The organism is Asticcacaulis sp. MM231, from assembly GCF_964186625.1.
GTDB lineage: Bacteria > Pseudomonadota > Alphaproteobacteria > Caulobacterales > Caulobacteraceae > Asticcacaulis.
Window position 1 is genome coordinate 3388707 of sequence record NZ_OZ075108.1, and the last position, 20221, is coordinate 3408927.

Annotated in this window: 22 protein-coding genes and 1 pseudogene; 9 read left to right on the forward strand and 14 right to left on the reverse strand. The window is 59.8% G+C overall.

Features of this window, described 5'->3' with window-relative positions; translation table 11 throughout:
* From ABQ278_RS16550 to ABQ278_RS16570, 5 genes are read right to left on the reverse strand one after another with little or no spacing between them, the layout of a single operon-like run.
* Positions 1 to 237: an acyl carrier protein gene (locus ABQ278_RS16550; RefSeq protein WP_018080477.1), complete on the reverse strand. Its 237-nt coding sequence runs from the start codon at positions 235 to 237 to the stop codon at positions 1 to 3.
* Positions 237 to 1055 carry an alpha/beta fold hydrolase gene (locus ABQ278_RS16555; protein ID WP_349320574.1) on the reverse strand — a complete coding sequence of 273 codons (819 nt, stop codon included), beginning with the start codon at positions 1053 to 1055 and terminating at the stop codon, positions 237 to 239. Before ABQ278_RS16555 ends, ABQ278_RS16550 begins: the two co-directional genes overlap by 1 nt.
* A complete protein-coding gene (locus ABQ278_RS16560) occupies positions 1052 to 1810 on the reverse strand; it encodes an SDR family oxidoreductase (RefSeq protein ID WP_349320575.1) in 759 nt (252 codons plus the stop codon). Before ABQ278_RS16560 ends, ABQ278_RS16555 begins: the two co-directional genes overlap by 4 nt.
* A complete protein-coding gene (locus ABQ278_RS16565) occupies positions 1807 to 2901 on the reverse strand; it encodes an aromatic ring-hydroxylating dioxygenase subunit alpha (RefSeq protein WP_349320576.1) in 1095 nt (364 codons plus the stop codon). Before ABQ278_RS16565 ends, ABQ278_RS16560 begins: the two co-directional genes overlap by 4 nt.
* Positions 2901 to 3998, reverse strand: a complete 1098-nt coding sequence (locus ABQ278_RS16570) for a ketoacyl-ACP synthase III (RefSeq protein WP_349320577.1) — start codon at positions 3996 to 3998, stop codon at positions 2901 to 2903. Before ABQ278_RS16570 ends, ABQ278_RS16565 begins: the two co-directional genes overlap by 1 nt.
* A 135-nt stretch (positions 3999 to 4133) precedes the next feature.
* Here ABQ278_RS16570 and ABQ278_RS16575 point away from each other — a divergent pair, with 135 nt between their 5' ends.
* The 3 genes from ABQ278_RS16575 to pseF all read left to right on the forward strand — a co-directional run bounded on the left by ABQ278_RS16575 (position 4134) and on the right by pseF (position 6068).
* Positions 4134 to 4355 carry a phosphopantetheine-binding protein gene (locus ABQ278_RS16575; protein WP_349320578.1) on the forward strand — a complete coding sequence of 74 codons (222 nt, stop codon included), beginning with the start codon at positions 4134 to 4136 and terminating at the stop codon, positions 4353 to 4355.
* Positions 4356 to 4370: 15 nt separating this feature from the next.
* A complete protein-coding gene (locus ABQ278_RS16580) occupies positions 4371 to 5291 on the forward strand; it encodes a phytanoyl-CoA dioxygenase (protein WP_349320579.1) in 921 nt (306 codons plus the stop codon).
* 90 nt (positions 5292 to 5381) lie between these two features.
* Positions 5382 to 6068 carry a pseudaminic acid cytidylyltransferase gene (gene pseF / locus ABQ278_RS16585; protein ID WP_349320580.1) on the forward strand — a complete coding sequence of 229 codons (687 nt, stop codon included), beginning with the start codon at positions 5382 to 5384 and terminating at the stop codon, positions 6066 to 6068.
* A 4-nt stretch (positions 6069 to 6072) separates the two neighbouring features.
* On the opposite strand, the gene ABQ278_RS16590 is transcribed toward pseF, so the two are convergent.
* Positions 6073 to 6705 (reverse strand): trimeric intracellular cation channel family protein, encoded by a 633-nt coding sequence (locus ABQ278_RS16590; protein WP_018080486.1) that lies wholly within the window; start codon positions 6703 to 6705, stop codon positions 6073 to 6075.
* Between the two features lie 73 nt (positions 6706 to 6778).
* Between ABQ278_RS16590 and ABQ278_RS16595 the strand changes: the two genes are divergently transcribed.
* The gene (locus ABQ278_RS16595) at positions 6779 to 7747 is read left to right on the forward strand and encodes an acyltransferase (RefSeq protein ID WP_349320581.1); all 969 of its coding nucleotides are present in this window, start codon (positions 6779 to 6781) and stop codon (positions 7745 to 7747) included.
* A gap of 193 nt (positions 7748 to 7940) precedes the next feature.
* On the opposite strand, the gene ABQ278_RS16600 is transcribed toward ABQ278_RS16595, so the two are convergent.
* Positions 7941 to 8489 (reverse strand): glycine zipper 2TM domain-containing protein, encoded by a 549-nt coding sequence (locus ABQ278_RS16600; protein ID WP_349320582.1) that lies wholly within the window; start codon positions 8487 to 8489, stop codon positions 7941 to 7943.
* Positions 8490 to 8609: 120 nt separating this feature from the next.
* On the opposite strand from ABQ278_RS16600, the gene ABQ278_RS16605 reads away from it, so the two are divergent.
* A complete protein-coding gene (locus tag ABQ278_RS16605; protein ID WP_349320583.1) occupies positions 8610 to 9449 on the forward strand; it encodes a pirin family protein in 840 nt (279 codons plus the stop codon).
* Between the two features lie 123 nt (positions 9450 to 9572).
* Positions 9573 to 10313, forward strand: a complete 741-nt coding sequence (locus ABQ278_RS16610) for a hypothetical protein (RefSeq protein WP_349320584.1) — start codon at positions 9573 to 9575, stop codon at positions 10311 to 10313.
* Between the two features lie 209 nt (positions 10314 to 10522).
* Here the strand turns inward: ABQ278_RS16610 and ABQ278_RS16615 are convergent.
* Positions 10523 to 11561, reverse strand: a pseudogene (locus tag ABQ278_RS16615) (IS110 family transposase).
* A 141-nt stretch (positions 11562 to 11702) separates the two neighbouring features.
* Between ABQ278_RS16615 and ABQ278_RS16620 the strand changes: the two are divergent.
* Positions 11703 to 11960, forward strand: coding sequence for a hypothetical protein (locus ABQ278_RS16620; protein ID WP_349320585.1), 258 nt, complete (start codon positions 11703 to 11705; stop codon positions 11958 to 11960).
* A gap of 41 nt (positions 11961 to 12001) precedes the next feature.
* Here the strand turns inward: ABQ278_RS16620 and pseI are convergent, their stop codons facing one another.
* The 4 genes from pseI to ABQ278_RS16640 form a co-directional block, all read right to left on the reverse strand.
* The gene (pseI, locus tag ABQ278_RS16625) at positions 12002 to 13054 is read right to left on the reverse strand and encodes a pseudaminic acid synthase (RefSeq protein ID WP_349320586.1); all 1053 of its coding nucleotides are present in this window, start codon (positions 13052 to 13054) and stop codon (positions 12002 to 12004) included.
* Entirely contained in the window at positions 13051 to 14238 is a 1188-nt protein-coding gene (gene pseC / locus ABQ278_RS16630; RefSeq protein WP_349320587.1) for a UDP-4-amino-4,6-dideoxy-N-acetyl-beta-L-altrosamine transaminase, read from the reverse strand. Before pseC ends, pseI begins: the two co-directional genes overlap by 4 nt.
* A 22-nt stretch (positions 14239 to 14260) precedes the next feature.
* Positions 14261 to 15313 carry a UDP-N-acetylglucosamine 4,6-dehydratase (inverting) gene (pseB, locus tag ABQ278_RS16635; protein ID WP_349320588.1) on the reverse strand — a complete coding sequence of 351 codons (1053 nt, stop codon included), beginning with the start codon at positions 15311 to 15313 and terminating at the stop codon, positions 14261 to 14263.
* 117 nt (positions 15314 to 15430) lie between these two features.
* Positions 15431 to 15961 carry a WecB/TagA/CpsF family glycosyltransferase gene (locus tag ABQ278_RS16640; protein WP_349320589.1) on the reverse strand — a complete coding sequence of 177 codons (531 nt, stop codon included), beginning with the start codon at positions 15959 to 15961 and terminating at the stop codon, positions 15431 to 15433.
* On the opposite strand from ABQ278_RS16640, the gene ABQ278_RS16645 reads away from it, so the two are divergent.
* The gene (locus ABQ278_RS16645) at positions 15960 to 16169 is read left to right on the forward strand and encodes a hypothetical protein (RefSeq protein ID WP_349320590.1); all 210 of its coding nucleotides are present in this window, start codon (positions 15960 to 15962) and stop codon (positions 16167 to 16169) included. The genes ABQ278_RS16640 and ABQ278_RS16645 overlap by 2 nt on opposite strands.
* An 84-nt stretch (positions 16170 to 16253) precedes the next feature.
* Here the strand turns inward: ABQ278_RS16645 and ABQ278_RS16650 are convergent, their stop codons facing one another.
* Both ABQ278_RS16650 and ABQ278_RS16655 read right to left on the reverse strand, forming a co-directional pair.
* Complete coding sequence (locus ABQ278_RS16650) at positions 16254 to 16928, reverse strand: OmpA family protein (protein ID WP_349320591.1); 675 nt, start codon at positions 16926 to 16928, stop codon at positions 16254 to 16256.
* A gap of 246 nt (positions 16929 to 17174) precedes the next feature.
* Complete coding sequence (locus tag ABQ278_RS16655; RefSeq protein ID WP_349320592.1) at positions 17175 to 18962, reverse strand: serine protease; 1788 nt, start codon at positions 18960 to 18962, stop codon at positions 17175 to 17177.
* 250 nt (positions 18963 to 19212) lie between these two features.
* Between ABQ278_RS16655 and ABQ278_RS16660 the strand changes: the two genes are divergently transcribed.
* Complete coding sequence (locus ABQ278_RS16660; protein WP_349320593.1) at positions 19213 to 20166, forward strand: 2-oxoglutarate and iron-dependent oxygenase domain-containing protein; 954 nt, start codon at positions 19213 to 19215, stop codon at positions 20164 to 20166.
* The last annotated feature ends 55 nt before the right edge of the window (positions 20167 to 20221 follow it).

Sequence of the window (20221 nt, forward strand, 5' to 3'; positions counted from 1 at the left end):
TCAGCCGCCAAACAGTGCGGCAAGTTCCCCTGCCGTATGGAACAGCACAAAGCCGTTGGCGAAGGGCGTCAGGCCGGTTTTTTCTTCCAAAGTCACCACAAGCGTCGCCAGATCGAGGCTGTCGATATCATAGGGACCATTGAGCAGCGGCGTATCGGCGTTGATCTCGCCGGTCTGCGCGCCCTTATCATGCAGGAGCGTGCGAAGGTCTTCACGGATCATGTCGAGGGCAGTCATTACGGCAAAAATTCCTTCAGGTGAGCGACAACGGTGGCAGAGGCCTCCATATGCGGCAGATGGCCGGCGCCTTCGATCAGGTGCAAGGGCGCGGATGTGGGCAGGCGATGCGCTTGTGGCATGGGGATCAAACGGTCGTGGTCGCCCCACATGATCTGAACCGGACACATGACGCGGTTCCAGTCAAAACCTTCGGGCGAAAGCGCCAGACCATAGGCCTTGGCGTTGCCGAGCAAAGCTTTCAGCCCCTCACGGCGCGCCGGATCGGCCGCCGCATTTTGCAATGAGGCGGTCAGGGACGCGCCGAGATTTTGCCCGCGCGGCCCAAGTAACTGACGTGCCAGGGCTTCAGCATCGTCACCGCCCAAAAAGGCATCCAGCGCGTCAAGGTGGAAATTGCCACCAAGCCCCGCCGGTGCGATCAGCGACAGCGATTTGACGCGCTCAGCATGACTCAAAACAAAACCGAGCGCGATCTTGGCGCCCATGGAATGGCCAACGATATGCGCGGACGCAATATCGAGGACATCAAACGCTTCTTTCAGCCAGCCGGTCATAAAGACCAGCGACGCATCGCCAACATCGGACGCGCCGCGGCCATGACCCGGCAGATCGAGCGCGATCAGGCGGTATGTCGCGGCAAGCGGCACAAGGCACAGTTGCCAGGTCAGGAGGTCGGCGCCGAACCCATGGACAAAGACCACGGTTTCACCCGCCGGATTGCCCATTTCGAGATAGCTGAGCGGTCCGTGGCTGTGCTTTTCCGACAGCGACAGACTGATTTTACGCGACGGCTTGATCGGCGCATGTGCGTTCACGCCAGAAATCCTCCGTCTACGGACAGTATCGAACCGGTGATCCAGCGCGAGGTGTCGGCCAGGAGGAAAGCTATGGCGGCGGCGACATCGTCCGGCCTTCCGAGGCCAAGCGGGTGCATATCGACCACGCGTTTGAAATTCTCTTCCGAGAGGATAGTGCGAAACTGATCCGACATCGGCGTATCGACCATGGCCGGCGCGACCGCGTTGACCCGCACGCCATCGCGCACCAGTTCGACGCCCAGTCCCTTCACGGCCGAAACGATGCCCCCCTTGGATGAGGCATAGACCACATTGCCGGGCGCTGTGCGCAGCGCGGCCGACGACGAGCAATAGACCAGAGAGGCCGGAGAACCGTGGCAGGCCTTGAGGCGGAAGGCCTGCGCCAGCATCAGGGCAGCGCCGAGATTCTGCGTCAGGACGTCCATCACGAAGGCCGAGTTGATCGACTGGATCGGCTTAGTGGCCTGCACGCCGGCGCAATGGGCGATGCCGTTGAGCGGCCCGATGTCGGCGCACAGGGCTTTCAGCCACGGCACGATGGCGTCTAGATCGGCAAGATCAAACAGACGGCCGATATGGCCATGACCTTCTAACGCTGCCAATGTTTCGTCCAGGCGCGCCTCATTGCGCCCCGAAGCCACGACGCGCGCGCCCAGCTTCGACAGATAGATGGCCGTCGCCTTGCCGATACCGCTGGTGGCGCCAGTGACGAGGATGGTACGGCCTTCGAGGGACATGGGATTAAATGTCATATTACACTTTCCATGCGCTTCGCGTAGGCCTGCTGAAAATGGGCGATGCGGCCTTCCAGTTCGCCCAGAACAGGCGGGCGCTCGGGGGGGGCATCGCGTGTGCCAAATTGCGCCACGGCGCAGATGTCGCGGTCCTCGTTACGCACCTGCGCGGAGAAAGCTTTCAGGCTGTCGATCACCATGCCGCGCGCGGCCCGCCCATTGTTCCTGGCCAGCCAGGAGGTCGAGTGGATGCGCAGGGTTTGCGGCCCCGTCGGCTCGAAGGTCTGGAAGGTCAGGAAGGCGCCGGCGGAAAAGGTGACGACGATATTGGGGAAGATCAGGAAGTTGCCATATTGCGGATAGCGTTCGGAGGGCTCGAGCCTGATGCTTTTCGCCACCTGCCCCCACCATTTCAGCGAGCGCTCTTTCAGATGGCCGACATAGCGGCTGTGCTCGGCGTCGGTCGAGATTTTCAGGTCGATGCTGAGGATCAGGCCAAAGCTTTCAGCATGGACCAGCGGCACATGATAGCCTTCAGCGGCGTTATCCATGCCAAGCTTCCAGTTGGCCGCCCAGTCATAGCTTTCCTGTTCGAAATGGTCCGGGCAAATCTCGCTGACGTGTTTGAGATCGTCATAAAAACTGCCGAGGAATTCGGCCACTGAAGGGCCGCCACGCTTCATCCGCACGAAGACGAAATGACCGACCGTTTCCAGTTCATAGCTCTCCAGCGACAGCGCCACCTTATCGGTCTCATCGAGCCCAAAGCTTTGCTTATTGAGCGGCACGCCGATCGGCTTGCCGAAGTCATCATAGGTCCAGCCGTGATAGGGGCATTGCAGGATGCGATTGCCCTTGCCGCACTGAATCTTCGAGAAACGATGCGAGCAGACATTGCGGAAGGCCTTCAGCTCACCGCCGAAATTCTGCACCACGATGGAATGCGGCCCGATCTGCGCCGTGATAAAATCCTTGTCGTTTTGCAGATCGCGCACAAAACCGACGCATAACCACGACGGCTTGAAAACATGCTCGATCTCGGCCGCCAGGACGTCCTCGCGCCAGTAATGATCTGCCGGAATATGTCCAAGTCTGTCCTGATACGTCATCAGGCCAGCTCGACGATCTGCGGGGCCGGCATGGGGCCGACGGTCAACTTGATGGCGCTCCACGACCAGCCGACGCCGAAACCCATCATGATCAGGCTTTGCGGCTTATCGAAAACCTGCGAGAGTTTCGCAGCGATGGTCAGCGGAATCGAGGCCGACGAGGTGTTGCCGAAGGTTTCCATGGCCACCGGCACCTTGTCTTCCGGCAGGCCCGACTTCTTGCGCAAATGGTTGAGCATGAAGACATTGGCCTGATGGAACAGGACGTAATCGACGTCTTCGATCGTCGTGCCCGACGTTTCAAAGATCGCTTTGACCAGGCCCGGCACGTTTTTCAGCGTGAAATTGAAAACCTCGGTGCCGTTAAGATGCAGGCGCGACTTGCGGTACAACTCCTCAAGTTTTTCGGGGCTGTGCGGCTCTTTCGGCGGCAACAAGGGGTGCTTCAAACCACCGGCTTCGACCATGATATGCGCCGCACCCGAACCATCTGTGCCAAAGACACCATACCAGTCAGAGTTTGGCCAGCGAGAATTTGGCATGTCGTCCGCCTGCGGATCAATTTCCAGCGCCGTGGCCGAGCCGGCGTCACCAAACAGCGGAATGGTGCTGCGATCGCCTTCCAGAAGCTTCGAGGTACTGACGTCACCGGCCAGAACCAGAGCCCGCGCCGGACGGCCGGAGACTTTCAGGGTCTGCATCAGCGAGGCCGCCGTCCACAGGCCATAGGCATAGCCGGAACAGCCGAGATTGATATCGAAGGCGAGGCAGGAACCTAGCCCCAAGCGCGCCTGCAGGGCGCAGGCGGTGGAGGGAATGACGAAATCGGCGCTTTGCGTCACCATGATCAGCACATCGATAAAGTCGCGCGCCCAGCCCAGTTCATCAAGCAGGCCATCCGCCGCTTTCTGACACAGATCAGAGGTCAGGATATCCGGACGGGCGATATGACGCGAACGCACACCAATCGTGCCGATCAGGCGTTCGCGCTCCGCCTCGTCGGGGATCAGGTTTTCCTCGGCCAGGGTGCGCGTTTGCGCCGGCACGCAGGCACGTATGCCACGTAAACTGACGCCTTTCAGAACTGCCTCGGTCATGACCGCACCTCAATTACGCAACGCTTATCGGTGATTCGCTTGCGCGACCCCACCATAACACTTCGCATTAACCCTTTAAGGGAATATTGACGGAATCAGGATTTCACTGAAGCCTTACGTTTCCGGAGTACCCCCATGGATAAGCCCGCCTTTTTCGCCGCCGTCGCCGAGATCCTCGAAGCCGATCCCGCTGGCTTGACCGGCGCTGAGACCATCAACGATATCGGCAACTGGGACAGCCTGTCGGTCATCTCGTTCGTCGCCATGGTCGATAGCGATATGGACCAGATCGTCGATGCCGAAATGCTGAAGGACGCCAAGACCCTGAACGACCTGGCGGCGCTCGTCGGCCTGTAGAAAGTCGGGCCTGTCATGGTTTCTTTAGCCGAGCGCCTGAAGACCCGCGTGCCGAACTGGCAGCGCTTCTTTCAGCGCGCCCGCGAAGACGCCCGCAACCCGGCCTATGACCTGCTGCCGGTGCTGGGGCTCGATCAGCGCAACGGCTTCTCCCGCACGCTTGCGGCCTTTTCGCCCAAAACGCCGGGCTTCAGGCTAACCGACGCTCAGGCGATCCTGCATGAGCAGTTGCGCCGCGATGGCCTGACGGGCTTGCAACCGCCCCTGCCGGCCGGCGTGCTCAGCGATCTTGTCAGCTATTTCAAGACCACCCCGTGCCACGATCCCTATCGCCCGCACCTTGGTCTTTTTGACTGGGATCAGCCACCGTCTGATGAGATCAATATCGGATATTATACCTGGGAAGAGGTTCTGCGCGCGCCGCACATGCTCGACCTGATGAATGATCCGGATATTCTGGCCGTCGCCGAGGCCTATCTCGGCTGCAAGCCGGTGATCGACAATATCGGGGCCGCCTGGGGGTATCCCGGCCGCAACACCGCCAAGGGCGTCCAACGCTTTCACCGCGATTACGACTGTTCGCGCTGCTTCAAGGCTTTCTATTATCTGACCGATATCGACGCGATGTCAGGGCCGCACACATACGTCAGGGGCTCGCATCAGGATCGGCGGCTGGAAAGCGGCAAGGCCCAGACCGACGACGCCATCATCGAGGCCTTCGGCGCGGACGCCATCGAGACCATCACTGCGCCGGCCGGCTCGTGGTTCCTTGAGGATGTTTACGGCTTCCATAAAGGGCAGTTGCCGGCCGACAAGCCGCGCCTGCTGCTGGCGATCGAGTATAATCTCTACCCGTCGCCGCTGTCTCCCAAACAGCCGCTAATGGAACGCGTGCCGCAGCATGATCCCTATATCAATAAGCTCTTCCTGAAATGAGACTTTTATGAAGAATAACCCCATTTCAGTTCCTTTCCTGGTCGCGCACTTTATCCGAAAAGTGCCGATACCTTGTCGGATTGCGCTTGTATGAAACGCGTCGCCATCATCCCCGCCCGCGGCGGCTCGAAACGTATTCCGCGCAAGAACATCAAGCCGTTTTTCGGCCAGCCCATGATCGGCTATTCCATCCGCGCGGCGCAAGAGTCCGGCCTGTTCGACAGCATCGTTGTCTCGACCGATGACGAGGAAATCGCCGATGTTGCGCGGTCCTTCGGCGCCGATATCCCCTTCATGCGCCCCGCCGATCTCGCCAATGATCATGCCGGCACCGGTGCGGTCGTCGTCCATGCCCTGCAATGGTTCGCTGAACACGGTATGGCCTATGACGCCGCCTGCTGCATCTACGCCACCGCCCCGCTGCTCGATCCCGAACGCCTGAGAGAAGGCTGGGACAGATTGCAGGGCAAGCGCTTTGCTTTTTCCGTCACCTCGTACGCCTTCCCGATCCAGCGCGCCCTGAAAAAGACCGCCGATGGCAGCGTCGATATGTTCTGGCCGGAAAACCTGACCAAGCGCTCACAGGATCTGGAACCCGCCTATCATGATGCGGCGCAATTCTACTGGGGCTGGAGCGACGCCTGGGTGAACGGTGAAACCGCTTTCTCCCCCATCTCCGCGCCGGTCATCCTGCCTCGCACGCAGGTGGTCGATATCGATTCGCCCGAAGACTGGGAAGTCGCGGAAGTGACCTACCGCGTGCTGAAAGGCGTTTAGCGTTCTAGTATTCCGTCTCACCGCCGCCCTGCGCAAAGCCTGGCAGGCGCAGATTGTAGCGGATGGCGCAGGCCCGCAGGGCCACACCAGCGAAAAATCCGACCAGGGCCGCCAGCCAGAAATCGGCCCCCATCAGGGTCATACCCGCGAAGACGCCCGCGCTGAGCAGGGCCGCCGTGACATAGATTTCGCGGCTCATCAGCAGATTGGGTTCTCCCGCCAGCACGTCACGGATCACGCCCCCGAAACACGAGGTCAGAACCCCCATGATGATCGCCGAGAAGGGGTGAACACCGAGGCTCAGGGCCTTGGCCGTTCCGACGACCGCATAGGCCGCCAGCCCGACGGCGTCGAGCCACAGCAGCGCACGGAAGCGCCAGCCGCGCCTGGCGAAGATCCAAACCCCTACCGCCGCCACCAGACAGGCCACAATATAGCCGGGCCGCTGCACCCAGAAGACCGGCGCACCGATCAGCAGGTCTCGCATGGTGCCGCCGCCGACGCCCGTAATGGCGGCGAAGAAGCCGAAGGTGACGATATCCTGACGTGTGCGCGCGGCGGCCAAAGCGCCCGATGCGGCGAAAACGGCGACGGCGGCATAGTCAAGCCAGTAAAGGGCGGTCTCAAAAGCGGTCATGACGGGCGACTTATCACATCCGTTAAGGGTAGTGCCAGTGCGTGGGCGATATGCTACCGAGGTTTTTACAACCATGGGGGACGAACGTGCAGACCTTAAAAGCTTTCATAGATCGGGAGATCACCGGCCCCTTGCTGAAGCGCAAGGCAATCGCCTGGATGGCTTGCGCGCCTTGTGTGCCCTGGCGGTCGTGGGGGATCATTGCGGCTTGCCACTGGATGCCCTGTCGCTCATCGCCGTCTGGATCTTCTTTGCGATCAGTGGTTTCCTTATTTTTCCCATTCTCTTCCGCGCCCGCCAGCCCATCGAAAACGACCAAACACGCGTGCTGGAAGAGATCCGCCTGTTGATGACAGACCGCGCCCTGCGTATCCTGCCGATCTATTACGGCATCCTGCTGGCGGTATGGCTATGGGGTCAGGTCTCACCGCAAGACGAGCAATACCTCGAACTGCTCAAAGGATGGCCCTGGTTCGTTACCTATACGACCAACCTCTATATAACGCATGTGATCCACGACTGGGTCGACGCCTTTAGTGTGTTCTGGTCACTGGCGATCGAGAAGCAGTTTTACTTCCTCTTCGCGCCCTGCTTCCTTATGTTACCTAGCCGTTTGTGGCGCCCGGCGCTCATAACCGGCGCCCTTCTGCTGATGGTCATCGTCCTCGTGTTTTACCGCCACGATACTGAACTCGGCAGTTATACCAATTCGTTCTCAGGCTTTTACGCCATCAGTCTGGGTGGTCTGGCGGGCTTAGGCGGTTACAACCTGCAGGTCAAACTGCGCCGTTTCGCTGACCCACTTCTGTTGGCTCTCATGGCCCTGATTGTCATCTCGTCGGCGCTGCACGGCAGCCCAAAGGGCTTTATGCTGAGCCTGTTCAGCCTGCCCCTGATCGCCGGCGCCTTGCTGATCACCACGGCGTCCGCACAACTAAGCCGGTTGGTACGCCTGCTCGAGGTATGGCCGTTGCACCTGTTGGGTATCGTGTCTTATGGATTTTACATTATCCATCTGTTCGGCATACTGCTGGCTGGCTAAATCGTCGACGCCCTGCCTTTCGTCTTTGGCGAGCTGGCCTATTCAGGCGCCGTTTTCGTCATCGCCTCGCTCATCAGCCTGCTCATCGCCTGCCTGACCTACCTCCTGATAGAGCGCCCCTTTCTCAAGCTCAATCAAAAACCCGCGAAGCTGTCTCCGGCTTCGCGGGCTTAAATGTTAAGGGCAACTCACCTTACCAGCGGTGACGGTGGCCGTAATAGGGGCGGTCATAGGGGCGGTCATAACCATAGGGGCGGCGATAGACTTGGCCATAGCCATAGGACGGACGGCTGCTGTAAAAAACGGTGACATAGCCGCGCGGTGGGGGTGGCGGGGCATAATAGCCGTCGTCATAGGCGTAGTAGGCGTCCTGATAGCAGGCCACGCTATCACCGCCGACTGACGAGCCCAGTATGCCTCCGACCATGGCGCCGCCGATCGTATTCCCGCCACGGTTCCAACGATCAGACAGACCGTTGCCGACCATCCCGCCCAGGACAGCACCAACAATCGTGCCGGTGGCGCGGGCGCTGGCCTGGCGCTGATAGCAGTAGCCATCGGACTGGTCACGCGGCAGGGTGGTGGCGCTACGTGTGTCGCGCGCCTGATCGGCGCGACCGCGTTCATACGCCTGTTGCAACTCGATCTGGCTGTAGGGGCGCATCTCTTGCGCCAGAACCGGCTGGGCCAGCATCACAATGGCGCCGGCTGCCATGCCGCATAGTAAAAGATGATGTTTCATACGCTCAGCTCCAACTGTAGAGGGGAACCTATCCTAAAATTATGACCTTCGCATGGCCTGCCGCTTGACCTCTGTGTCATATACGGTCAGCGTGCGCCCGCTTGTAAAGGAGTACCTGACATGACCACCAAACCGGTTCTCGACCTGCATCCCGCCACGCGCGATGATATCGCCGATCTGGTGACGCGCCGCCCCGTGCCCAGCCGAAGGCTCAACAATATCGGCGCCTTTCTCTTCCTCAAACACCACGGCCCGCAGACCTACGCGCCGGGCAATCGCGGCCTGCCGTTCGGCCCGCATCCGCATCGCGGCTTCGAGACCGTGACCTTCATCCTGGAAGGCGATCTGGCCCACCGCGATTCCGGCGGCCACGAAAGCGTCATCCTCGCCGGCGGCGTGCAGTGGATGACGGCCGGCAGCGGTCTCGTCCACGAAGAGGTATCGCCCGAAGCCTTCAAACGCGCCGGCGGCCCGATGGAGATTCTCCAGCTCTGGGTCAACCTGCCGTCACACCTGAAAATGACCGCGCCGCGCTATACGGGCGTGCAGAAAAACCAGATCCCCACCATCGAGGCCGAGGGGGTGACGCTCAATCTCATTTCCGGCGAATGGCGCGACCTTAAAGGTGCGATTACCTCCCTGACCGGCGTCTTCATGACCGCGCTCGATATGAAGGCCGGCGGCCGGATCATGTTCGACGGCCTCACAGGCCGCGATGTTTTCTGCTATGTCGTGCGCGGCGATGTCGCGGTCAATGGCACCGATGTCAGTCACTTCAACCTGGTCGAATTTGGCGAGGGCGATCTGGTCGATATCGAAGCGGTAAAAGACAGCGTCCTTCTGTTCGGCCACGCCGCGCCGATCAACGAGCCGATCGTCGCGCATGGTCCTTTCGTCATGAACACCATGCAGGAAATCCATCAAGCCTATGCCGATTATCAGGCGGGTAAGTTCGGCTAGTTGTCGTATCTACTTCTATCTGATAAGTTTATTCAGGACTTATGGGGACGACTATGCAGGCATTGACGGGTTTCTTTCGCAGGACGATCTTTGATCCGATCCTTTGCAACCGCAAGGCTGTGCTTGGCCTCGATGGTTTGCGCGGCTTTTTGCGCCGTTGAGGTATGCGCCTGCCATGCGGGCATACCGGAGGGGGGCCTTGCCAGCATTTGCGTCTGGATCTTTTTCGTGATCAGCAGCTTTCTGCTGGCGCTCTATATCTATTGTCAGTTCGCGCCCAGCAGCTACGAATATATGTGCATGATGCGCGGCCTGCCGTGGTTCCTCACCTATACAGGCAACATATATGCTGAGTTCACGCCGGAAAATATGCTGAACTCGATTGGCCACTTCTGGTCGCTGGCCGTGGAGCAGCAATTTTATTTCCTGTTGGCACCCTTGCTGCTGTTCGTGCCGGGAAAATACTGGAAACGCCTTCTTATTGGCTTTTCAGTCTTTTCCATCGCGCTCGGTGGAGCGCTCGGCTTAACCCAAACCTTCTTCACGCCGATTTATACGTCGTTTCTCGGCTTTTACTTTGCAACGCTCGGCGGGCTTGCCGGCTTGAGCAGGCTGGCGGATATTCGCGTAGGCAAGGTCACGCTGGAGTCCTTACGCCCTTATGCCGATCCGTTGCTGATCGGTATTTTTGCCCTGATCGTTTTCTGCGGCCTTTCCCAGGGGCATCTGGCTGTGATCAACGACGCGACAACGACTGTATTTACGCCCCTGTTCGCTACAGCGCTTGTCCTTTCCATAAGTGCATTCCCGCAAACCGGCTTTGTCCGCTTCTGTAACGGGCCACTTAAAGTCAATCCCTTTTGAGCCATTTCCGATCGCCGGCTTCGTGCTTCTGTCCGCAGTCATCTCTGAGAGCGCTGCATGATGGTGTAGGAAAAAGGCTCGGCCGACCAATCTTTAGGTCGCAGTCCTATTCGGCTGCGAGCGGACATGCGGTCTGACCGATCCTCGCGTCCCGGCGAAGGGACCTGGCTCAGGCCGAGGATGGTAGAGCGGCCTGAGGGTGTAATATGTCAGGCCATGGCAGCCCTTTCTGTTTGGGTAGCCGCAAAGTCCTGCCCATTGCGGAGCATGGCATGCATGATGACGCCGAGCTTCCTGGCCAAGGCGACCTTGGCCTTTTTCAGGCCCGAGCGCGTGGCAATCGCTGTCGCCCACGCTTTCAGGCGTATGGCTTTGCTGGGCCGGATCATGATTGTGTTCGCCGCCTCGTAAAGAGCTGTGCGTACGCTGGCATCCCCCGTCTTTGAGATGCGGCCGGTGTAGTCTGTTTCTCCTGACTGATACTTTCGCGGGGTCAGTCCGAAGTGTGGACCAATGTCGCGTGACGAGGAGAACCGCTCGGCTTGGTCGATAGCAGATACAAAAGTCAGCGAGGTTAGAGGGCCGACGCCGGGTATGGTCATCAGTCGACACGTTCGCTGGTCGGCCTTTGCCATAGCTAGAACCTTTCGATGGAGAAGGTTGAACTGCTCCAGAAGGGCCTGTCGGGCGTCGAGTATTGACCTGGCGATCTGCGTCAGCGTCTCATGACCTTCGCAAAGTTCAAGTATCCGAGCTTCGAATCCTCCGGTTGATATGGCGCCGACCTTCAGGCCAAAGCCCCGAAGAATACCACGAAGACTTTTCTCGATGTCTAGAAGCTTTGTTTGCAGAAGCTTGCGTGCGGTCAAGACCGCACGGACTTCCTGAGCCGGCTGAGATTTGCAATGTACAGGGCGGAACCAGCCCAGCCGCATCAGTTGAGCAATGCCGCGAGCATCCTTCTTGTCGGTCTTGACCGGCATAATTTTAAACGCCGTGCGCACATGCCGGGTCTCGATCAGTTCGCAGGATAACCCTTTGGCCGTCATCTCGGCATAGAGCCATTGCGACAACGGACCGGCTTCAAGGCCGATGAGCTCGAGCTCAGCTCCGAAGGCCGCAAACCACGCGACCAGGGATTTCAGGATCGCTCAACGCTTCGCCTTTGCGACAAATTTTGCCCGCCGCATCGACAACGCATACACTTGAACGTTCCAAAGACACATCAATTCCGGCATAGTATTTCATGGTCGTCTCTCGATGATGCTTGGCGCAGGCCACTAACCTGACGCCGTTGGTTGATGACACCATCATTCTGAGGGACGACCACCAAAGCGCAAGCCCTGGCTAAAGCCGGCCCGTTACCCCATCTTTATGGAAATCGCCCCGATGCACTTCGTCGGTGTCGTGTCCTACGGCTTCTATGTGTTCCATATGCTGATCATAGCGCGGATGGACCGTTTTATTACCGACCATCTGCCCAATATCTCAGACCATGTCTTTGCCGTTGAGCTTTTCCTGATGACCGTCCCTGTCACCCTGGTCATCGCAACCCTCTCCTACGCCTATTACGAGCGCCCCTTCCTGAAGATGCGCAAGGGCTGGAACCCGTTCCGGCCGACGATCAAAGCGGCAGCTGCGGACTAATACTAGCCCGAGCCGGCGCGAGCCCGCCATGCGGCTTTGAGTTAAAGAGAGATCATGTCGTCGGCGAGCGGCTCACCACGCATCAGGTCACGGCTGGCCGCCTTGCCGACCACGTCCCACAGGCGTGATGGCGGAAGGCCAAGGCCCGGACGGATCGAGCGTATATTGTCCTTGGTCAGCGCCTCGCCGGCCTTGACGTCCTTCACCACATAGAGCGAGCGCCGGAAGGTTTTCGAACCCTGCTCGGTGCCGAGCGTCTCATAATGGACGCGACCCAGAGCCCGCCAGGCGTCCTTACAGTCACGCACCAGCGCCGCAAACTCGGCGGGTTCCAGCGAAAAGCCGGAATCAGGACCGCCGTCCGCGCGGGCGAGGGTAAAATGCTTTTCGATCACGCAGCCGCCCACCGCCACCGACGCCACGCTGGCCGCGGTGCCGAAGGTATGGTCGGAGAGACCGGAGACGCAGCCGAATTTTTGGCCAAGATCGGGCACGGTGCGGACATTGGCGTCAGCGATATTGGCCGGATATTCCGATACACAATGCAAGAGGATGATTTCGCCGGTGCCGAACTTGCGCGCGGTCTGGACCGCCGCATCGATCTCACGCGCATTGGCCATGCCGGTCGACATGATCATCGGCTTGCCCTGTTGCGCCACGTAAGCGACGAGCGGCAGATCAACCAGTTCGAACGAGGCGATCTTGTAGGCCGGCGCCTCAAGCCCCGCCAGCAGATCGACCGCCGTTTCGTCGAAGGGCGATGAAAACATCGTCACACCGTGCTTTTTAGCCCGCTCGAACAGCGCCGGATGCCAGTCCCACGGTGTGTGGGCTTCCTGATACAGTTCATAAAGCGAACGGCCGTCCCACAGGCCGCCATGGAGATGAAACTCCGGCCGGTCCGAATCCAGGGTGATGGTGTCGGCGGTGTAGGTCTGGAGCTTGATGGCGTCGCAGCCGGTCTCAGCCGCCGCATCGATCATTTTCAGGGCGCGATCGAGCGAGCCGTTGTGATTGCCGGAGAGTTCGCAAATGATATAGGGCTCATGATCGGCGCCGATCTTGCGACCATCGATAACAACTTCCAAACTCATCCCAGCACCTCACGCAACGCCTCAATGACCCGCGCCGGGTCATCATCGCTCATGTCAGCATAAAGCGGTAAAGAGAGTGTGTTTTGGTAAAAACGATCAGCGCCAGGCAGCGCACGCTGGGCAAGCGCTTGGGTCTGCCACCATGGCTGGCGATGCACCGGGATGTAATGAACCTGCGTGCCGATACCGCGTTGGCGCAAACCGGCCATGACGGCCGCGCGCGTGGTGCCGAGACCCGCGAAATCGATGTTCACCGCGAAAAGATGGAACACCGCATCATGTTCCGAAGACTTCCAGTTTACCGGAATGTTCGTTTCTTCCAGTACCGCTTGATAGGCCCTGACCAGGGTTTTGCGGCGGCCTGCGAAGTCCGGCAGTCGCTGCAACTGTGACAGTCCGAGCGCACAATTCAGGTCCGGCAAACGATAGTTATAACCTAGGCATTGTTGCTCATAGACCCACGGGCCGGTATCGCCTTCGCCGTCATAACGCAGACCCACGAAATGCGCTGGATCGCGCTCGATTCCGTGTGAACGCAAGGCGCGCAGGCGTTGCGCCAGCACCGGATCATGGGTGGTGATCGCCCCGCCCTCGCCGGTGGTCAGGGTCTTGACGGGGTGAAATGAAAAGCAGGCCATGTTGGAGGCTTGGCAACTGCCGACCGCACCTTGCGGCCCCACCGTGCCGATGGCGTGGCAGGCGTCTTCGATAAGGAACGAACCGCGCTCGTCACATACTTCATGAATATGGGAAAGATCGACAGGCCGGCCGGCATAATGGACAGGAATCACCCCACCGAGACGATAACCATGATGATCTCGCTCCAGGACTTTAAGTGCCTCATCGAAACTTTCATCGGTGATCAGGCCTGTGACCGGATCGACATCGGCGAAGATCACCGGCGCACCGCAATAGGCGACGCAATTGGCCGAGGCAGCGAAGGTGATGGCCGGCACAATCACGGCGCAGCGCGCCGACAGTTCCTCGGTCATGACCGCCAGATGCAGGGCCGCCGTGCCGTTGGCAACCACCACCGCCTCCTTAGCACCCACGGCATCGGCCAGCGCCTTTTCGAAGCGTTCGACCAGAGGGCCGGTGGTCAGGAAATCGGAGCGCAGAGCCGCCACCACCGCCTCAATATCGGCCTCGCTGATCGACTGGCGGCCATAGGGAAGAAAGGTCATATCATCGCCCTATCAGAAGCCCTCACGACAGGTACGCCTTCATCATGTCCTTGATGCCTGTGGCGTCCAGACGCTCTTCATTGTTGTCGCTGGCATAGGAGAAGCCCTCATCGACCTTCCTGATGCCGCGCACCTTGGAGAAGCTCTTGCGGGTATATTCGGCGAATTCCGGCTCGATGACATAGCGGTCGTCGAGCTCATAGGTCGAGCGGGAGTCATCGGCTGAGATCATCATCTCGTGCAACTTCTCACCGGGACGGATGCCGATAACCGTCTGGGTGGCTTCCGGCGCCATGGCGGTGGCCAGATCGGTGACCAGGGTCGCCGGGATCTTCGGCACAAAAATCTCACCGCCCTGGGTCAGTTCCAGACAGGACAGGACAAAGGCCACGCCCTGATCGAGCGAGATCCAGAAGCGCGTCATGCGGGGATCGGTGATCGGCAGGTCAGTCGCGCCTTTTTCCAGCAGGCGCTTGAAGAAGGGCACCACTGAACCGCGCGAGCCGACGACATTGCCATAGCGCACCACGCAAAAGCGCGTGCCGATATCACCCGACATATTGTTGGCGGCGACGAAGATCTTGTCGGAGGCCAGCTTGGTGGCGCCATAGAGATTGATCGGCGAGCACGCCTTGTCGGTGGAGAGCGCCACCACCTGCCTGACACGGGCGGCAAACGCGGCAGCCACCACATTTTCCGCGCCATTGATATTGGTGGCGATACATTCCGACGGGTTATATTCAGCCGCCGGCACCTGCTTCAGCGCCGCCGCATGGATGACGACATCGACGCCGCGGAAGGCCATGTTCAGGCGTTCGCGGTCGCGCACATCGCCCAGGAAGAAGCGCATCTTCGACATTTTCACCTTGTCGAAGCGTTCCTCCAGCTCGTTCTTCATCTCGTATTGCTTGAGTTCGTCACGTGACAGGATGATCACCTTGCGCGGATCATATGTCTCCAGAAGGGTCTGGACCATGCGGCGACCGAACGAGCCGGTGCCGCCGGTGATCAGCACGACCTTGTTCTTGACCGGATCGGTCTGTGGCGAGAAATCACGATGAAGAAGTGCGGTCATCTGGCGCCTTGATACTGACATCCGGACGCAATCCGTCCGTGGCCGGCAGTTTGCCCGTGTGCGGTTAAAGGGGCGTTAACTATGATTGTTAATGGAGATTAACAACGCTACGATCTCTCATGCGATCAAGCGGCGACGCCATACATCGCGTAAGGCTTGCGGTATAAGCCACCACGGTTCGATAAAATAGCGCTCGAACAGACGCTGAGGTTCATGGAAGAACCTGACCAGCCATTCGATGCCAAGCCGGCCCGTCCAGCGCGGCGGCGTGTACATGACGCCGGCCTCATAATCAAAGGCGGCCCCGACCGGCAGGATGACGCAATCGGGCAAGCGCTCAAGATTGGTGAGAATCCAGGTTTCCTGACGCGGCATACCCATTCCAACCAGCAGGACGTCCGGACGTTTCGCCTTCAGGTCGGCTAATAGCGCCTCGTTATCCGCCCCTTTCATGTCGAAAAAGCCGGTATGCAGGTCGAGGTGCACCTTCGGAAAACGCGCAAGGATCGCCGCCTTCGAGGCGTCATTATGCGCGGCTTCACCGCCGACATGATAGACACGCCAGTTATGCGTTTGCGCCAACGCCCAGAAATCTTCGCGGAAATCGAGATAGGTGCAGCGATGATCGCGCGACACCGGATGGCCCATGAGTTTGGCCCAGGCGATCATCGGCGTCGAATTCGATCTCGATCAGATCGGCCTTTTCGTAAAAGGCACGCATGTCGGCGCGCTTCTGGAACAAATAAAGGCTGTGCAGGTTGTGATTGGCCACGATGGCGCGCTCTTTCGCCGCCACCTTGCGGCCAACGAACTCCATCACACAGGCAGGGGTCACTCTATCGACCTCAGCCCCTAAAAGCGAAAAGCGGCATGGTGTTTTCATGCCGCCAATCTAAACCCGTAACTTTGATATTCCCTCAAAAAACAGGGTAAATAAGTCTTATTCCACCGGGCGCAGGGTGATCTCAACGCGGCGGTTCTTGGCGCGGCCTTCGGCGGTATCATTGCTGGCGATCGGACGCGATTCACCCATACCGGCGACATAGATACGCTCGCTCTTGACCTTGCGGGCCACCAGATAACCGGCCGTGGCATTGGCGCGGCGCTCGGACAGATCGAGGTTAAACGCGTCCGAACCCTGGCTGTCGGCATGGCCGACCACGTCGATATAGGTCGAAGGATACTGGTTCAGGATGGTGGCGACATCATCCAGCACCGGCAGGAAGGAACCGGCGATATCGGCGCTGCCGGTCGAGAAGGTCACGTCCGACGGCAGGTTGAGGACGATGTTGTCGCCTTGACGGGTGACATAGACGCCGCGCGATTCCAGTTGGGCGCGCAGGTCCTTGGACTGGCGATCCATATAAGCGCCAACGCCCGCACCGGCCAAGGCGCCGATACCGGCGCCAATGACGGCGTTCTTACGGCGGTCGTTCTTGTTGGATAGGGCGCCCAGCACGGCACCTGCGCCTGCGCCGATCAGGGCGCCGGACTTGGTCTTGCTGCTCGTCTTGACGCCATTGCTGGTATCGACGGTTTCACAACCAGCCAGCAGAAAGGCCGCGCCGGTCAGGGCCAGAACCACGTTGCGGCTCGACAGTTTGAAAGTACGCATTGAATAACTCCTCAGATGTATGTTTTCGACCGCGTTCGGCGGTCAGCCTTAAAATGGCGGGGCCAAATTCAGGTCAGCCCCTTAACCATCGCACAGGACGGGTAAGGAGGCTGGCAGGAACACCGCGCGGACTCGTTAGGATTTCATAAGGCCATGGTGTTGATCCACAGGCGCAAATAAAAACTCATGGGTAAACTTTACAGATAACCGTCTGAACACAGCATGAAGGCATAGATAGGGCGCAGGTTAACCTTGCCCGGTCTGCGGTGCGCAACGCCAGACTGTCTTGGTCTCCGGCGCCATGGTCAGATAGGTCTGGGACAAACCGCGCACACGGGCAAGATTGTCAGCCAGCGCCGTCAACGCACCCTGATCGGCATGGGCCGAGCAGCGGAACGAGCCAAGCGCGCTCATCTGCCCCTTGAAGGCCGCGTACTGCGCCGGCTCCATCCGGTATTCGTAACGAATAAAGGTGGTGGCGTCGGCCGCCAGTTCCATGCGCGCCGCCACCGGATTGGCGTCACCGGTGGTGAAACGCAAAAGCGTGCCATTGGCCTGTGGCTCGTAGGGCGTGCGATCATTGACGCAGGCGTGGATGGCGTCAAAATCGAACTCGACCGGACCGGCGTCGCTCAAAGGGTTACTCGACGCCGCCTTGTCGATGGCGCAGACCATGTGGACGGCCGCCGCGGCTGCCACCGGCGCGGCCACCTTGGGCTTGGTCAGGCGGCGATAAATGTCGTGATCCTTGATGAGGAAGGTCGCCACAGCGATGATGATGACGGCCGCCAGGAAGATCCAGCCCCACGGGATCGGGTGCTTGACGCGCGAGGTAATGGCCGTGCGCACCTTTTCGAGATGGTCCGTCCGTACTCTTTCCGCGCGCACCGGCTTGGTCTTGCCGGGCTTCGGTGACTCCGACGGCGTCTCATCCGAAAAAGCGGTCGGTGCGCCGTGTTCCTTGCGATGAATCTCGGCGCGATGCAGGATTTCACGACGGATAATCAGGCCGATCAGCACCAGCACCAGCCCCGACAGCACGATCATGGCGCCCAGTTGCAAACGCTCCAGAGTGGCGCGGTCGGCTTCGGCCTTCTTCTGCTCGGCCAGGCGCTGAACCTGCGCTTCGGCGGCGGCGGCCAGTACGCGCGACAGGGCATCGTCCTTGACGATCTCGTCCTCGCTCTTGGCGTAACAAGGCGCGCTGACCAGGCCTGGGCTGACACCCGCCGAGCTCAGGAAGGTGTTGAGCGCCGACACATGGGTGGCGACGAACTGGCCCGCCGAAATATCGAGATTGCCGCCGGCCGACATGGTGGAGGGCGCCGTCCAGGTGTTGACTCCGACCACCTGACCGCATTCATTGAGCAGCGGTCCGCCGGAATTGCCATGGTTGATCGGCGCGGTGTGGAACAGGGTCTCGACGCGGCTGCCGTCCGGGTTGGTGGAGGCAAACAGCGCGATGGAGCCTTGCGTCACATAGGCGTCGGCCGGTTCCAGCAAGGCGGTGCCGGAGCGGTTCAGCAGGTGATCCGTGACGTCCGGATAGCCCATCGAAACGACGCGTTCGTTCTTGTAAGGGGTCAGATACAGCTTGAGCGGCGGGATTTTCAGCCCGGGCGCGGCCAGCAGGGCCAGATCGCCTTCGACCCACGGCTTGACCAGTTGCACCGGCTGGTAGCTGGCGCCGGAATCCTTATGCGGCACGATATAGATATCGGCGCTGGAAGCTTCGGGCGGCACCTGGATGACGTGGTAATTGGTGACGATATAGCCGGGCGCCACCACAAAACCTGAGCCCATGCCGACCGTATCGAGCGGCACGCCGCCATAGCCGCGATAGACGACCAGAACGCGCACCACCGACTGCTCGGAGCTTCTCAAAGCCTTGGTGGAATTGACCGGCTGCAGGTCGGAATCGGCAATCTGCTGCGCGATGGAGGGGTTGGAATCCGCACTGTCACTCTGCGCCCAGCCATGGCTCGGCAGACTGGCGATGGTCAGGCATAACAGGGACGCGGCGGCCATAACCATGCCGGCTGCCCTCGTCCACATCCTAACCTTACGACCCTCACCCATACTCGAAACAACCCGTATCCGCCTTAGCAGCACAAAACACCGCGCCCTCATCACGAGTTGCGTTACACCTCCTGCGGTCATAACCGAGTTTGTTGCAAAAATCATCCCCTGAGCGAAGGTTAATCGGGGTTGTGGGATTTTAGTTGCTCTTGTCGGCTAAGGGCTGGCAGCTTATGAAGGCCCAACCCTTTCAAGAGTGCCTGACATGCCCGATACCCCCGCCCCCGTTTCCGCTATTCCGCCTGTACCGCTAGCACTGTATGAGGCCGATTTCGCTGCCTTTTCACAGAGCCTTGGCGCGGCGTTCGAGCGTTACGGCTTCGCAGTGCTTGGCGGCCATGGGCTTGATCCGGCCTTGCTTGATCGGGCGCTCAGCGCCACCAAGGCCTTCTTCGCCCTGCCCGAAGCCACCAAGTTGCATTATCGCCAGACCGGCATGGGCGGCGCGCGGGGTTATACGCCCTTCGGCATCGAGACCGCCAAGGGCGCCACGCACCACGATCTCAAGGAATTCTGGCATATCGGCCGCGAGCTCCCCGCAGGTCATCCGTATACGGACTATATGCCGGAAAACCTGTGGCCGCAGGAGATCGCCGGCTTCCATGCCAGCACCTACGCGCTCTACGAAGCGCTCGATACGCTCGGCAAGAAGGTGCTGCGCGCCATCGCCACCTATCTGAAGCTCGATGCGGAGTTTTTCACGTCCACGGTCAAGGATGGCAACAGCGTGTTGCGCCTGCTGCACTATCCGCCGATGACCACGCCGGGTGAGAGCGTCCGCGCCGGCGCGCATGGCGATATCAATGTCATCACCCTGTTGCTGGGCGCTGAGGAGCCCGGCCTGCAACTGCTCGACCGCGACGGCCAGTGGCTGCCGATCACCCCTCCCGCCGACTGCATTGTCTGCAATATCGGCGACATGCTGTCACGCCTGACCAACAGGGTTCTGCCGTCGACCCAGCACCGCGTCATCAATCCGGCTGAGGGGCGCAAGGATTTCGCGCGGTATTCGACGCCGTTCTTCCTGCATTTCGAGCCGCCCTATGTGATCGAAACCCTGCCGAACTGCATCACGCCTGAGCATCCCGATCTGGGGGCCGAACCGATCACGGCGCAGGACTTCCTGATGCAGAGGCTGCGCGAGATCAAGCTGGCGTAACTTACGGGGCGTGGGGTCTGTGACCCCACAAACCTTACCCCTTCAAAGAAAAACC

Bases quoted from the DNA above. Each gene is read 5' to 3' on its own strand.
- pseF (WP_349320580.1), top strand. From the start codon at position 5,382: ATGAAACGCGTCGCCATCATCCCCGCCCGCGGCGGCTCGAAACGTATT.
- ABQ278_RS16620 (WP_349320585.1), top strand. From the start codon at position 11,703: ATGCACTTCGTCGGTGTCGTGTCCTACGGCTTCTATGTGTTCCATATG.
- pseI (WP_349320586.1), bottom strand. From the start codon at position 13,054: ATGAGTTTGGAAGTTGTTATCGATGGTCGCAAGATCGGCGCCGATCAT.
- ABQ278_RS16550 (WP_018080477.1), bottom strand. From the start codon at position 237: ATGACTGCCCTCGACATGATCCGTGAAGACCTTCGCACGCTCCTGCAT.
- ABQ278_RS16655 (WP_349320592.1), bottom strand. From the start codon at position 18,962: ATGGTTATGGCCGCCGCGTCCCTGTTATGCCTGACCATCGCCAGTCTG.
- ABQ278_RS16590 (WP_018080486.1), bottom strand. From the start codon at position 6,705: ATGACCGCTTTTGAGACCGCCCTTTACTGGCTTGACTATGCCGCCGTC.
- ABQ278_RS16660 (WP_349320593.1), top strand. From the start codon at position 19,213: ATGCCCGATACCCCCGCCCCCGTTTCCGCTATTCCGCCTGTACCGCTA.
- pseB (WP_349320588.1), bottom strand. From the start codon at position 15,313: ATGACCGCACTTCTTCATCGTGATTTCTCGCCACAGACCGATCCGGTC.
- ABQ278_RS16645 (WP_349320590.1), top strand. From the start codon at position 15,960: ATGAGTTTGGCCCAGGCGATCATCGGCGTCGAATTCGATCTCGATCAG.
- ABQ278_RS16565 (WP_349320576.1), bottom strand. From the start codon at position 2,901: ATGACGTATCAGGACAGACTTGGACATATTCCGGCAGATCATTACTGG.
- ABQ278_RS16605 (WP_349320583.1), top strand. From the start codon at position 8,610: ATGACCACCAAACCGGTTCTCGACCTGCATCCCGCCACGCGCGATGAT.
- ABQ278_RS16640 (WP_349320589.1), bottom strand. From the start codon at position 15,961: ATGGGCCATCCGGTGTCGCGCGATCATCGCTGCACCTATCTCGATTTC.
- ABQ278_RS16600 (WP_349320582.1), bottom strand. From the start codon at position 8,489: ATGAAACATCATCTTTTACTATGCGGCATGGCAGCCGGCGCCATTGTG.
- ABQ278_RS16580 (WP_349320579.1), top strand. From the start codon at position 4,371: ATGGTTTCTTTAGCCGAGCGCCTGAAGACCCGCGTGCCGAACTGGCAG.
- ABQ278_RS16570 (WP_349320577.1), bottom strand. From the start codon at position 3,998: ATGACCGAGGCAGTTCTGAAAGGCGTCAGTTTACGTGGCATACGTGCC.
- ABQ278_RS16575 (WP_349320578.1), top strand. From the start codon at position 4,134: ATGGATAAGCCCGCCTTTTTCGCCGCCGTCGCCGAGATCCTCGAAGCC.
- pseC (WP_349320587.1), bottom strand. From the start codon at position 14,238: ATGACCTTTCTTCCCTATGGCCGCCAGTCGATCAGCGAGGCCGATATT.
- ABQ278_RS16650 (WP_349320591.1), bottom strand. From the start codon at position 16,928: ATGCGTACTTTCAAACTGTCGAGCCGCAACGTGGTTCTGGCCCTGACC.
- ABQ278_RS16595 (WP_349320581.1), top strand. From the start codon at position 6,779: ATGGGGGACGAACGTGCAGACCTTAAAAGCTTTCATAGATCGGGAGAT.
- ABQ278_RS16560 (WP_349320575.1), bottom strand. From the start codon at position 1,810: ATGACATTTAATCCCATGTCCCTCGAAGGCCGTACCATCCTCGTCACT.